16 protein-coding genes are annotated in these 13,242 nt (G+C 44.2%); 4 read left to right on the forward strand and 12 right to left on the reverse strand.

The window, feature by feature from the left end:
* The 8 genes from C0Q44_RS20880 to C0Q44_RS20915 form a co-directional block, all read right to left on the reverse strand.
* Nucleotides 1-1,416 (reverse strand): hypothetical protein, encoded by a 1,416-nt coding sequence (locus C0Q44_RS20880; protein ID WP_105409151.1) that lies wholly within the window; start codon nucleotides 1,414-1,416, stop codon nucleotides 1-3.
* A 53-nt stretch (nucleotides 1,417-1,469) separates the two neighbouring features.
* On the reverse strand, nucleotides 1,470-3,857 hold the full coding sequence (locus tag C0Q44_RS20885; protein WP_105409152.1) for a phage tail tape measure protein: 2,388 nt from the start codon (nucleotides 3,855-3,857) through the stop codon (nucleotides 1,470-1,472).
* Between the two features lie 67 nt (nucleotides 3,858-3,924).
* On the reverse strand, nucleotides 3,925-4,257 hold the full coding sequence (locus C0Q44_RS20890; protein WP_258166461.1) for a hypothetical protein: 333 nt from the start codon (nucleotides 4,255-4,257) through the stop codon (nucleotides 3,925-3,927).
* A 20-nt stretch (nucleotides 4,258-4,277) separates the two neighbouring features.
* Entirely contained in the window at nucleotides 4,278-4,757 is a 480-nt protein-coding gene (locus C0Q44_RS20895; RefSeq protein ID WP_105409153.1) for a hypothetical protein, read from the reverse strand.
* Nucleotides 4,758-4,884: 127 nt separating this feature from the next.
* Complete coding sequence (locus tag C0Q44_RS20900; RefSeq protein WP_105409154.1) at nucleotides 4,885-5,706, reverse strand: hypothetical protein; 822 nt, start codon at nucleotides 5,704-5,706, stop codon at nucleotides 4,885-4,887.
* A 255-nt stretch (nucleotides 5,707-5,961) separates the two neighbouring features.
* Nucleotides 5,962-6,600 (reverse strand): hypothetical protein, encoded by a 639-nt coding sequence (locus C0Q44_RS20905; protein ID WP_105409155.1) that lies wholly within the window; start codon nucleotides 6,598-6,600, stop codon nucleotides 5,962-5,964.
* Entirely contained in the window at nucleotides 6,584-7,675 is a 1,092-nt protein-coding gene (locus C0Q44_RS20910) for a glycosyltransferase (RefSeq protein WP_105409156.1), read from the reverse strand. Before C0Q44_RS20910 ends, C0Q44_RS20905 begins: the two co-directional genes overlap by 17 nt.
* Entirely contained in the window at nucleotides 7,653-8,312 is a 660-nt protein-coding gene (locus C0Q44_RS20915) for a glycosyltransferase family 2 protein (RefSeq protein ID WP_105409157.1), read from the reverse strand. The genes C0Q44_RS20910 and C0Q44_RS20915 overlap by 23 nt, the downstream gene beginning before the upstream one ends.
* A 190-nt stretch (nucleotides 8,313-8,502) precedes the next feature.
* Between C0Q44_RS20915 and C0Q44_RS20920 the strand changes: the two genes are divergently transcribed.
* The 4 genes from C0Q44_RS20920 (at nucleotide 8,503) to C0Q44_RS20935 (ending at nucleotide 10,437) form a co-directional block, all read left to right on the forward strand.
* On the forward strand, nucleotides 8,503-9,243 hold the full coding sequence (locus C0Q44_RS20920) for a GT-D fold domain-containing protein (protein ID WP_105409158.1): 741 nt from the start codon (nucleotides 8,503-8,505) through the stop codon (nucleotides 9,241-9,243).
* A gap of 183 nt (nucleotides 9,244-9,426) precedes the next feature.
* Nucleotides 9,427-9,696, forward strand: coding sequence for a hypothetical protein (locus tag C0Q44_RS20925; protein WP_105409159.1), 270 nt, complete (start codon nucleotides 9,427-9,429; stop codon nucleotides 9,694-9,696).
* Between the two features lie 137 nt (nucleotides 9,697-9,833).
* The gene (locus C0Q44_RS20930; RefSeq protein WP_105409160.1) at nucleotides 9,834-10,064 is read left to right on the forward strand and encodes a hypothetical protein; all 231 of its coding nucleotides are present in this window, start codon (nucleotides 9,834-9,836) and stop codon (nucleotides 10,062-10,064) included.
* A gap of 208 nt (nucleotides 10,065-10,272) precedes the next feature.
* Entirely contained in the window at nucleotides 10,273-10,437 is a 165-nt protein-coding gene (locus tag C0Q44_RS20935; protein WP_181151103.1) for a hypothetical protein, read from the forward strand.
* A 19-nt stretch (nucleotides 10,438-10,456) separates the two neighbouring features.
* On the opposite strand, the gene C0Q44_RS20940 is transcribed toward C0Q44_RS20935, so the two are convergent.
* The 4 genes from C0Q44_RS20940 to C0Q44_RS20955 form a co-directional block, all read right to left on the reverse strand.
* Nucleotides 10,457-11,230 carry a peptidoglycan recognition protein family protein gene (locus C0Q44_RS20940; protein ID WP_105409162.1) on the reverse strand — a complete coding sequence of 258 codons (774 nt, stop codon included), beginning with the start codon at nucleotides 11,228-11,230 and terminating at the stop codon, nucleotides 10,457-10,459.
* On the reverse strand, nucleotides 11,230-11,652 hold the full coding sequence (locus C0Q44_RS20945; protein ID WP_105409163.1) for a phage holin family protein: 423 nt from the start codon (nucleotides 11,650-11,652) through the stop codon (nucleotides 11,230-11,232). Before C0Q44_RS20945 ends, C0Q44_RS20940 begins: the two co-directional genes overlap by 1 nt.
* Nucleotides 11,653-11,813: 161 nt before the next feature.
* Nucleotides 11,814-12,296, reverse strand: a complete 483-nt coding sequence (gene ytfJ, locus C0Q44_RS20950; RefSeq protein WP_105409164.1) for a GerW family sporulation protein — start codon at nucleotides 12,294-12,296, stop codon at nucleotides 11,814-11,816.
* 148 nt (nucleotides 12,297-12,444) lie between these two features.
* Nucleotides 12,445-13,176, reverse strand: a complete 732-nt coding sequence (locus C0Q44_RS20955) for a DUF2953 domain-containing protein (protein ID WP_105409165.1) — start codon at nucleotides 13,174-13,176, stop codon at nucleotides 12,445-12,447.
* Nucleotides 13,177-13,242: the final 66 nt, after the last annotated feature.

Genomic DNA, 13,242 nt, shown 5'->3' on the forward strand with positions numbered 1-13,242 from the left:
TTATCTACTATATCTAGGGATATGATTACTTCCCATTCCCGCACCAACATTGCTGGCCATATAGTTCACCATACCTGGGTTGTTCTGCCGTAATGTCTTGTCCAGCGTAGATGTCAGTCTCTCCACATCTTTTGTGCTGCCTGTCATATTATCGATGTTCACATGAACCGTGACATCACCTGAGCCAACCATCACACTTTTATGTGTATTGTTCGTCGTCATGTAATCAAAGTAATCCATGACCTTAAGACCTGCTGGAATGTTGAATGAGGATATCGGTTTATCCATTTTTTTACTGATTTCAGCCAAATTTTTGGACTGTTCTACACCCAATGACTGGATTTGTTTAAAAATCTCCATATATTCATTTGAGCCCGGTTTAAACACACCACTATTCAGCAGATTCTTCCAATCTTGCTTGATCGAACTTATTTGTGAGTTCATTTCAGATGCACGGGATTTGTTCAATGCAATTAATTCTGGTGCATCTTCCTTACCCCCATTAGCCGCCAGGAGATCATACATTCGTTTATCATAATCCAATTGCGTCAACTCAAACTGATCATTCATCTTGCGTCTAAGCTCATCAATTTGGCTGTTTTTAACACCACTTAGTTCAAGTTCTGATTGTGCTTTCTGCTGTTTCTTCTCATTAATCTCCAAGCCCAGTTCATCTTTCTCCTTGCCTTCAGCCATCTTGTCGTACGTTTTCTGTAAACTTGCAATGGCTTTATCGAAGAACTTGATATTCTCTTGCAAATATTTCTCCATTAGTGCGCGCATCTGACCCGAATCTTCGCGAACACCACTAATCAACAGACGGGATCGAGTGACTTGGTAATTGGTTTCGTTGTCACTTGCCGATTTGTTAAGCTGCCGATTAATCTTGGCGATCATTTCATCAATGCCATTGCTCTGTGGCTGAGGCGTATAACCGTTAGCAATGGTACCTATTCCGCCCGCAGCAGGAATGTACTGCATTTGAGGTTGAATGTATTGTATCTGCGGTTGTTGTGTATTGTCCTCAGGCGGCTTTCCAGACTCTTTATCCATTTGAATCTGGGCTTCTTTTTTCTCTTGCTCGTAGTTATATTCCTTGCCCAGTTTCTTCTCCACTGCACCTCCGCCATCTTCACTCCATACCGCCTTAAATCCCTTCCAGTAATCCCCGAACTTATTGTTGGTGGCATTGTTACCAAATAGGGTACTCATTCCTCCCTTAACAACAGCATCCATTCCGAGGTTAAGGCCTTTCCATACTTTACCTACAAATGAGGACTGCTCCATATCTTTAAAATCCTTGGCTAGTTCCTCTTTGTTGGTGGCACGAGTACTTTGTTTCTCCGCTTCTGATTTCCCCATGTTGCTCAGTGGATCAACTAAACCGGATACAACATCCACCGCGGTCATGGCCATGCCAAGATAAGGAACAGCCTTGAGCGGTTTCAGTATGGACTTACCTAACTTACCTAGCTTCGCAAGTTTACCGGGTATTTTCTCCCCCGTGCCACCCTTTCGGCATTAATCTCACGTTGAGTAATAATTTGATTACCGGTTCCACTACTATTTTGCGGGGTTCTAAGTGCATTACCGTTTGAGTCACGAATAGGTGCATCCTTGTTAAAAAAGGCTTTGCGATTACCGGTTTCCTTCATATCCCTGAATCTTTGAATTAATCCTCTTCCCTTAGGTTTGTCCTTCTTTTTATCCGAACCGAAATCCATAACTTCCTCGATCTTTGATGTCGCCATATCCTTGATTACATCATTGATAAGATCTTGATGTCTCTCTAGGAAAGGTTTGTTTGCTGAATCTTTCTTCTCGCCCTCTGTGCCAGCTCCGACGCTTCCCGCAATACCCGGAGTAACTAGCAATCCACCTGAGCCATTCATCATACTCGCGAGCTGAACCTGTTCGAGTTCCTTCAGTTTGGAAATGTATGCTGTGGCATCGATCATGCCCTGTCTAAAAGAGGCATTTAACTCATTGACTTCGGTTCTCAATGTGGAGAGAACGTCATTCAATAGCGTTGACTGCTTACGCAGCTTCTGAATCTCGGATTCGTAGCGCTGAACATCGGTTGAACCGTATTGAAACTCAGCATTTAGAAAATACAACTTATTTCGTAGTTCAACTGCATCCAGGTCCATGTCATCCATCGCCATCATCAAAACTCTAGTTTGGTGTTCAAGTTGCATCATTGCTCTACTCGTGTCATCCAGTTCTCGGCCTAGAAACTCAAGGCTTCGCTTCGTCTTCGCGATCTGAACATCGAGAGAATGCATTTCTTCTCGCAACAGAAGAAGTTCTCGGCTATACGTTTTGACTCGCTTCTCAGCTTCGTCACGTTCTTCTGCATGAATGGAAGAAGCAGCTGTATCCCCATCTTGTATAGCCTGATTGTACATTTCATGTCGATGATCTCGGTTAGTCCGTGCCTGAAGTACATCATCTTGCTTGGCGGCATCCCTACTTTGAATTACTGTTCTACGATGATCCAGAGTCTGTAGACGACTCTGCTGTCTGCCCATTTCCTGCGCTACACCAGCACGCTGCACATCCGTGACTCGAAGTCGCTCGGGAACATCGCTCCCCGTATTTTCGACTTTCCCTTGATCTGATTTTGTAGTACCATATCTTTTCTGATCGCCTTCATTCATCACTTCACCGAACTTATCCCACGCAACCTGAACACCGACTTCATCCATAATTCGGTTAAGCAGTTCCATATGATCAACAATGCCACCTGTGCGATCTCCGATTAACCGCATGACTGCGATAAGATAATTGCCTAACTCGGCAAATTCCTCTTTCAACCCTTGCATCGCCTCATACGTTGCAACCTGAAATGCGATTTCGATCTCTCGTTGTCGGAATTGCAGATTATCTCTACTACCGGAGCGCTGATGGATCAACGTGTTTGCATCCGCACTCTTCAATTGTTCAGCAAGAAGATCAAACATGACTCGATTCGATGCAAAAGCCTGCTGCGGAACCACTTCACCTTTTGCCTGAACCGACAGAGCAGCCTTGCTAATCCAGTTGGCTAATACATCTTCTTGTGCTACCGTTTCATCAGGATTACCAGCCATCGGAAGGGTCTGACGCATCATACCCATCAAGTCCTGAATGCCAATATCCAACATTGCTGAAGCCCTGATCATCATATCTGTGACTTGGGACAGATCGAAGCCACTGCTTCCCCATGCCGAAGTAACAGATTCCAAGCCTGTTGCCGTCTGTTCCACATCCGTATTGCCCGCGGAGTGCAGCTTGGCTACTTCTTCAGCAAATTCTGTCGCTTCGGATGGGTGATCATAATTACGAGAACCAATACGATACGCAAGACCTACATCTTCCTGATCCATACCATGTTGCAGAGCAATTCGTTGCAGGTTTTTGACCGTGCCATTTTGTGGGTATTGCCTACTATCATCCGATGTTCCAGAAGACCTAAGCTCGAAATTTTGGGCTGCCCTGGTCATCTGTTGATCCATCTGTTGCGACGAATCAAGGGATATTTTGAGTAGTGTTGATGAATACCCCTTGGTTTCACCTGATGAAATATATTTCATCGTATTCATAACGGAGTCTAACAACTCCTGTGATCCAGCTGCAGACACATCCTTCATCTCACTGAAAGCTTCACGATAAAACTGCTCCAAATCAGTAGTCAGTGTTTCAATCATTTGCGACTGCATACCACTTCTGATCGTCTCCACACGTCTAACCAACGTGCTAACGCCTGAAAGGGAGCTACCTTTCAGCGCCGCGTTTTGTCCAGTTAATTGATCCTTATCCGTTAATATTTCTTGTGTTAAGGAGTGTTTGTCTCCTTGTCCTTCTGTTTCAGTCATAAGAATCACCGCCTTTATGCATAAATCCCGTTCTACCTTCGTTTAGGCAAAACGGGATGTCTCTCTCTTATCCTCCGAGCGCTTGTGCAAGCATACCGATATCATCCTCTGATATTTCTGTGTAATCCTCGTCTTCATAAGTTCTTTTACGTCTGACAGTTCCATCTTCTCCGACTTCCTCACCTCCACCGCCACCGAACATGCGGAGAGGTGCTGTCATGAGTTCAACCTCAAACTGAATATATTTCTCGGCTGACTTGCACAGCTCCGCAACCTGAGGGAGTGTGTACTCCCAAATCTCCCACTTGTTCAATCCACAATGCTTATGGAGGGTGAAGAAGATTTCTCCCCAGTGCACGGGTTCCTGTGTTTCCGTATCACGGATTTCGGTCCCCTCCAAAGTCTCACCCTCGGCGCGTTCTACTTTTTTAGACCATTAAGCCCAATGAGCATATCAATGACTTTACGTGCAGTATTCAAATCGAGATATTCATCCAGGTACTCTCGATTGATCACGTACTCACCATGCTCATCTTTGGTCACAATGTAAGAATAATTTTTAAACGCCATGGCCAACACATCAAATAGATCCTGTTGCCGCTTCTCATCCAGTTCATCATTCTCCGTCGGGATGAAATTCAGAATGATGGCATCAATATTTACGGTCTTCAGCAATTTCATCAGACGACGGGCGTCCTTCAGATTACAAGGGGGGATACGGTATTTACGTCGATCCCGCAGCGTAATAATCTCATCGTCTTCAAAGAATGCACGTTCAGCAGCTTCCACTTCCTCCGGCGTCACCCGTTTGTTTTCCGGATCATCTTTGATTCGTTTCGCCGCTTCCTCATTCAGCTGTTCCGCAAGTTCTCGCTCAGCTTTCTCTTGTTCTGTTTCCATGAATATCTAAGACCTCCTCAGAATATTTTCTGCACACGTATAAAAGAACCTGACAAGGCAAGGCGCTGTGAAGGGGAGAACACAGCAGCCATTTCATACCTTGCCAGGAGCAATAACTTATTGGATATTAAATTTTGCTTGGTGCGCTGAAGCGTTTGATACTGCCGATTTTTCCGTCAGCACGTTCAGGATCCAGAATCTGCAAGGAGATGGCAGATGCAGAAGCGGCAGCCCGCTGAGCATTGATGCTGAACGTTCCTTTGGCACGGCACATGAACAGCTCGGTTTCAACACCTGCAAATGAACCATCTTTTTGCTGGAACGTACCATGGTGAATGACAGAGATCGGGAATGGTACTTCGTCCACCAACAGATCAACCATGTCTACAATTTGATCTCGCTTGTAATTCAGTACAATCTCCTTGCCGATATGTGCAGCGTTCATAACAACTACGCCATTCGCTTCATCATAGAAGAATTGATCTGGTGCCACAGTCGTTCCTTTCGTACTAAGTTGTTTCAGCAACGTGTTGGAATCTTTGAGCCGAACCGTAATTCCTCCGTCTTTTCCATAGATCTTACTTGCGTAGTTGGGTTTGGATTCAGCAAATCCGGAATTGGCAACTCCAGCAGCCGTAGTAGATTGTTCATTAAGCACCCATACATAAGATTTCACTTGCTCTTGTACCGTTGAACCCATCATCAGCTGGATCGCATCCAGATCGAATTTGGCATCCGTAGCAGATACTTCAATGGATTTGGATTTCACCAGTACATCAATGGCGAACAGACCGTCACCACCGAAGATGTCCTCAAGCTCCACGTTGAGGTCGATTTTAAGGTCTTGCAAGGTACCCAGAGTAATTACTTCGATTGCACCCATCGGATCTGTAGGGTAGCGTTTAGCCATGAATGTACCTACACCTTTGATAATCATTTTTTTAGCCATTGATCTGTCCACTCCTTAGGTTGGTTATGTAGTTTTGTCACAACGGAGACTGGCATGAGCCTGAATCAGGTTATAAGACTTCATGATCGGGAGATCCTTCTTTTAACCTGTCTGGCTGTTCGCCGTCTCTGCTTTATGTAGTGTAGAACGATATCTATATTCCCTAACGATGATGTACACAGAACTTATAAAGCATGAATAGCCCTCTCCTCTTTGATAAGAAAAACAGTCCTATTTTGATCAAAGAAAAGACCCCTACATCAGAGGGGCCGATCTGTTTGGTAAATCATCTATGATTCGTGCGACCTGTTCAGCACGTTCTTGGATCTCGAATTCCTCGGCAGTAATCAGGTGGACATGCGAGCAGTATTTGCCATGTTCATATATTCGCTCAGGTGTAATGAAAACAACATCAGCAATCGCCTCCATCCCATGCTTGTCCTTCTCGTAATGATCCGGATCTGTCAACGAATCAAATACGACCAGATCAGGATAGGCTGTCTCGACAGAGCTGGACAGACGGCTATCGTTCACCCAGTAGACCACCCGGTCCCCCCGAAACAGATTACGAACGTTCTGGCCGACACGGGCTACCACAAAGCTTGGAAGCTCCGGGTAAGGATTTTCCAAGGCATCCACTTGATAGAATTCGTCACTCGAATTGAGATATATTACATTGTATCCCACTTCTGCAAGTGCTTTTAACAGTCGCTGTGGTCGGCGTCCGAATCGTTCACTATGAAAATCGATAGCAGGCAGATATACAATCGTTGTATCTGTATTTGGGGTGTATTTTGTAACATTAAACTCCATCGAGTCTATATCTATCTCTTCTACCTCCATTAGCGGTGTAGTTGATTGGCTGCCAAAAATCCGTTTAAATATCTTTTTCATCTTTCCTGCCTCCCATAACCTGGTTAATCATCTTCACAGCATCCATTGCCCTTCCATCCCAACTATTAGACTTAGCCACTCTTACTCGTGCTGCAATTTTGGAAGCATTATTCTCACGAATCGCTTTCTCCAACATCACTCCGCAATTATGCTGATCCATAAAGTAAGTTACATCACTGTACTTATGAACAATTTCCTCCATACGGGTCGTGAGCACAGGTTTGCCCGCAGACAAGTATTCGTAATATTTGATTGGATCGCAGCCTCGAATCATCTCGGTCAACTTGAAAGGCACGATACAAACATCAAATTGGGCAATGTAGGCGGGAAGCACTTTATAATCTTTGTGCGGAAGACAAGTCACATTGGGATGCACAATATTCTTTTGATAGAGGGCATTGTTTCCAATCAGAACGACACGATAACCCTTATCCGCAATATCGGTAATAAGTGAATAATCTACCCAAGAAGCCATGGCCCCATGGAAACCTACAACCTTCTGCCCATCATGAACCTTGGGGAAGTCCGCCGGTCTTGGAAGGGTAGCCCTTGCTTTTTCAAAGTGATTATAATCTGCCCCGTTCGGACACATGAAGATTGGTTTACCATCCTGTTTATGTGCTTCATACATCACCTTGGCCGTGGTAGAGATTAGATCTGCCCGGTCAAAACATTTGGGTATGTAGGTTTTCCACACAGCGAATTCATCTGCTGAATTGTCGAGATAGTCAAATACGGTAAAGTCAAACTCTCGTCCATCCGAATAGTTGTACTGACCTGGACTGGAGAACCAGAGGACCTTCTTTCCTATGACCAGATGATCGTAGTTCACTCCTTTTTGTACAAGGAATAAATCCTCATTTAATTTCTCAATGGGGCAGCTCTGTTTCCGATACGTTTCTTCGTTAATGAAAATGGCACGTACACCCGGAATTTTGGAGAACGCGGTCATCAATTGCTGGGGTCGCTGAAACAAAAGATTCCAGTCAAGTGCAGGTGGATAGACAATGGTCATTTCGACACTTTCAAAAACAGGACGTTCCTGTTTCTTTCTACGAAGCAGCCAATGTAGCAATCAATTCAACCCCTTCCGCATAAACATGAACAGGCCGCAGCCGGGTGTCTACATACAGTTCAAAACCAAGTCGCCTTGCTTGCTCACAGAAAGGAGCATCTTCACCTGTTGGATGTGAACCATATCGAACGCCTGCTTCAATCACTTCACGCTTAATCAAATATACGGCACCTGTCAGATCCACCGGAAACAAGCCTTCTCTGAATTTAGAAATGTGTTTCTCACCGATCATTGCATTATGCGCCTGCACCTTTGGATGATTTCGTATCAGCATAGAGCACACATCCTTATCGTTATCCATTAACTGCTGCAAGCTGTGCTCAGGAATGATGATATCTGTATCCACTGAGAACAGATAATCACAGTCCGATTTCAGGAACTCATCCAGAAGTACGTTTCTCAGTAATGCCAGATGATGATAGGAGTATTGTCCACGCATATGCCCATATGTTCTTCCCAGATTGTGAGTCATATAAGGAATCTGATGCTCATGAAGAATGTCCTCCGTCTGATCTTCACTGTCATTCAGGATGTATGTATATTGCTTCTGTACGGCTTGTTGCTTAATTGATTGCAGATGCCGATCCATAATCCAAGCCCGGTTCCTCACAGGACTACCTACAAATACATGATTCACAGTCCATCCCCTCTCCCTTTTTACATAGTCTAGACTGTTCCTCAATAACCTTTGGCACGTTGAACAAAAAAAGCTGATTCTTCAAAAAAAGAGAGAGAATGAAGCATTTTTCCTATTCTATTACAGAAGGGGTTGATGATTATGTATAACGAAGAAACCAACAATCACATATGGGAAGAAGGTGAATCGCATGCTGGGCAGCGTAGAATTAATCCATAACTGGTTTCAAATGGCCTCCAACGGTGAATCACATGCTTCTGTACGATTCGGGGATGCTTCCAATACCATTCTCGCTCACGATACCGTTCTAACCATGGATTTCATCAAGTCTCATTATGGCTGGTTGAATGATCCTACCTATTGCGGTATTACCTTACCTCATGCAAGTGCGAGAGAAATTATCGTACACTGCCTGAGAAAAGCGGATTACGTTGGACATCTGACACAGACAGATCACTGGTACTTCAAGCCGTTATTTGATATGTGCCTTGCTTATTACAAGGTTGAGCCCAAGGAGACTTTCTATGCTTTTGAAAATAATTATATCGCCCGATTCGAATTGTTCTACGAAACATTCAAGACCATGCCTATTCTGATCTGTGGAGCCAAGGCGGAGCAATATAAAGAAGTTCTGGAGCGGAGATACGGGTGGACAAGCATCGTTGGAACGGTGGACTGCCCCTCATGGTCTCATGTGAGCGCCGCAACCAAACAAATGGAACATATCTACCAAAAGACACCGTGGAAGCTCGCGCTTGTATGTGCAGGTGCGCCTGGCAAAGTACTTGCTATAAAGGCGAAAGAACTACATACCGTAGGTGTTGATTTTGGGTCAGGAGCCGATGTTGCCATTCAAGCCGATACCGAAAATCTGAACGCCTGGGATTACAACGGATTTCCCGACTATTGGGAAGGCAGACCTCAGAAATGACCCGTTCAGGGTCTTTTTTAATGAATAAAACAGTGATTTTAAACCGATTTTATCGCCTTGCTAGCTGTTGATAATTTGAACTATCTGCCTTATTATTGTTAAGATAACTCCTAATCTAACTGGTTTAGACTTGCATAAAGAGGAGCTCTACTCAGATTATTCAAATCGTTGGAGGGAAATGTCATGGCGTACTCGCAGTCAAAGACCGAAACAGTAGCAACTCATCTAAGAACAAGATTCATGGAAGGTAACGTGGAGGGACATGAGATCGTTGTTGCCTTGATCAGTATGGTCAAAGCTGAAAAAATCGACATAGATGAGGTCGCCCCCATCCTGTCTAAAGTGTTTTTTGAACAACCGCAAGGTATTCTGTCTGCACTTCAAAAAGCTAGCACTCTGATTGATGATGAATTAATTGATTCCATTCTCCACGAAGTAAACGAACAGGCTTAATCTTACATACAAAAGGATATCTCTTCATTGGACTGATTTTTTTGTTTTCATGATGGAGAAATTGATATCCACGTTATTTTCTGTCCTCCTCCGCTTATCCTAATAGTATTAGGAAGGAGGGGACATCGATCGAGACAGTGAATAAAGCCATACTATTTTTAGCAGTTATTGAAACCATGCTTGACGCGCTTCACCATAGTGAAGAAGTAGATCAGACAGAACTTGTGGATTCGCTCGTCATGTTAGGCTTTGATCCCATTGAGATGTTGTACGAGACGAATACAATTAGATCTTTCCAAAAGATATGCAGGGCTTTCGCAGAACTTCATCTTACCGATGAGGCCCTGAACACGTTCGCAAAAGAGTAGTTACATCAGCAGAACCCCACATCACAATGACATGGGGTTCTGCTTTTCTATATCTTAATACCCAGCCCATTTCGAACCCGATCAGCTTAACATTCTCCATCCTGCTTCGTATAGGTCATCTAGGGACAATGGACAGCTCCATCACTCCTGTTGACTCTGACTTAATTAACGAAAGGATGGTTGTATGAGTCCACCTGAGCCAATACATATGATCAAAACGAATCAACTCCCTGTTATTGGAGTCATCGATGCATCTTCGATTCAGACCCAATACGAACTGGAGTATCCTAATCATATCGTGATTATACAACATTTTTATTTTTTGAAAGATACAGCTCACTTTAACTCTTGGTTAACAAGCAGGCAGGCATAGCCCCTTTTCAAGATGCACTTTAGGTCAGGCTTTTTTTGCGTCTGCGCTCATCAATTAAGACCTTTAGCAACAGCAATTCTCCATACGTTAACTTCTTCTTTCGTACCTTCTCAACCCATGCCCACTCGTCAATCACTTTATCGTTATACGCATTTCCAATGTACTGATCCAGTTCATTCCAAGCCCATTGTGCGTAATCCAGAACGGTATTCATTTCATCATCCTCCGTGACTGCTATTTCTTGCAGCGGGTTTAATTTTGTATGTACTGCTTGCTTAAATCTTTCATATTCATTTGGTTGTTTAATCCATGGGAGTGGGCATTCCTTCCATCCGACCACTTCTTTATGTGTGAAGAAGACGGGTGGGAATCCCCGTTCCCTGATTAGGTATACCGCGAGGTCTACAACGTTATTGAATGTATCCTCGTGGATACTGCCATCCTTTTCAATGCACATCTCAATTCCCACGGTACTATTGTTCGGGTATGTCCCAAGTTCTGCTAGAGCTCCCTTGGTATATGTTGCACTCCCACAATGATAGGCTAGTTCATCATCCGGGAGACTGTTATATATCGAAGTTCGATCTACCGAGAAATGTGCACTTGCATAACGGCCTTTCACTGCTTTATTGGAATCTTGCTGTGCCAAACTTGCAAAGTATTTGCTGATATTCTTGGCGGGCGCTCCGGGAGAAGCCGTATAATGCATCACAATTCCACGTTTCGCTTTTAATTTCAGGCCGGCTCGACTGTATTTATTAACAGGTATGTAATCCTTGGTAATCTGTATCATTACATCTTCTCCTTATCTTCAACTTGATCTTCATTGCCTCGAAGCTTGAAGAGAGCTGAAGTGATAAACTTCGGTACAGGCAGGCCCAGTTTCCCCATATTTTCCAAAATACTGATTCCTTCCGTACCAATGATGAACATTAACATGGCATCTCTCATAAAATCATTTGAATTACCTGCAACCATATCCAGTTGATGTGCGATAATGACGAAGACAAAAGTCAATGACTTACGCGCTAGCCCCCACCAACCAACCCTGCTGGAAAGCTCCTTCCTGTACCATGCAGACAGCACCCCTGTGATGTAATCCAGCCCCACAAAGATGGTCACTGCGATAAAAAGGTGATCAATCCCTCCTACTAAATACACTACGGCCGATAGCAGCCAGCCAAACAAAACCATAAAAACGGTGTCTCTGTGCATTAACGCTCCCCCTTCAATAACCTATTTCATGTCTAGGTTAGGCGGATTACAGACATAAGTCTCATTCCATACGGTTACCTTCCAAAAAACGCTCACCGATCGCTTTGCAAACAGCAAAAATCCCTCTCGCATGTAAGCGGGAGGGATTATCGTGTAATGATTCAGCTATATGTTGAATGATCTGGTGTAACAGGCACTTCTGTCGAATTTTTTTCGGTAGTATTACGTTGGAACATGCCCTGTATTCTATCCAGAACATAAGGTGTGGAATCAATGAGTTTTTCGAACAAATGTGTGGAATTATCGAGTGGTACGATGTGTACCCCCTGTTTCCCCACAACCAGGAACGCAATTGGACGGATGGATACTCCACCGCCACTACCTCCACCGAAGGGTGAAGATACACTTGCGGAAGCATGCTCGCTTTTAGCCCCCGTAGTGGAACTTACCTCTTTGCTTTTTCCTTCATTGACGTTAAAATCACTGCCGCCGGCAGCGAATCCGAATCCCACCTTACTGATCGGCAGAATCACGGTACCATCAGGTGTTTCGACTGCATCACCAACAATTGTATTGACATCCACCATGGCCTTGATATTTTCCATTGCGGTTTGCATTAAGCCTTGAATTGGATGATCTGACATCTGAATTCCCTCCAGTTTCAATGTAAGCTAGGTTTGATCTAACCATATCATCCCCAAATCAAGCAGGACTTATGTAACAAAAGCATTTTAACTACATACTGCGAACTCCACTCCCATTTCCCTTAAAACAGGCCTCTGATGATGGGATTTACAGTGTTGTCCCACTGAGCTTCTGCTTTTGCTTCTTCTTACGCCTGCGACGTTGCTCCTGGAGAAGCTTGAACCACATCCGCCATCCACCCTCCACTTGCAGCACACGAGTCAATAGCGTGACTCCTGCAACCATTATAGCTATAACACGGATCTTCAGCCTACAGTCCAGTTCAGTTCGGAATTCCATCTCGTCTGACCATACTGGCGTAACCTGAAGTACAGGTGTTTTCTCGAAACGAACCTGATAGGTGAGAAAACCAATAATGATCGACTTGATACTCCATATCCAGCCTGTCAGAACCGCCGTATACGCTGCATCTCCAATTCCAATATGAGTTGACCAGGACAATTGAGTCATGTGTACACGGGTGAGTGTTTGCTTGAGCCAGAGCTTCAGCGCATCCGTCGCCCTTAGCATAATGTTGACATCTTTGGCCCACTTTTTGACTTTACGTTTGTTTACCCGCTCGCTTCCCTGGGCTTCCCCTCTGGAATGATTCATGGATTGTTCCGTCTTGACCAGGAATCCTTCCTTCATATTGCGGAAAACAATACTGGGAATTTCATAGTTAATTCGCACCATTCCATAGAGAAGACGAACATGGATATTGGCGTAATCATCACTTTTATGTTTACTGAATATAAAGTGAACATGAACATTTGAGATGAGGACTGCGGCAATTAGCAATGCGAACAATACACCGATTCCTCCAAGCCAAATCCACACAGGCCTTACCTCCAAGCCCTCAATTCTTTTCTCGTCTAGTATGGCACTCTATATTGGAAATAATTC

This window comes from Paenibacillus sp. PCH8 (genome assembly GCF_002968835.1).
GTDB lineage: Bacteria > Bacillota > Bacilli > Paenibacillales > Paenibacillaceae > Paenibacillus.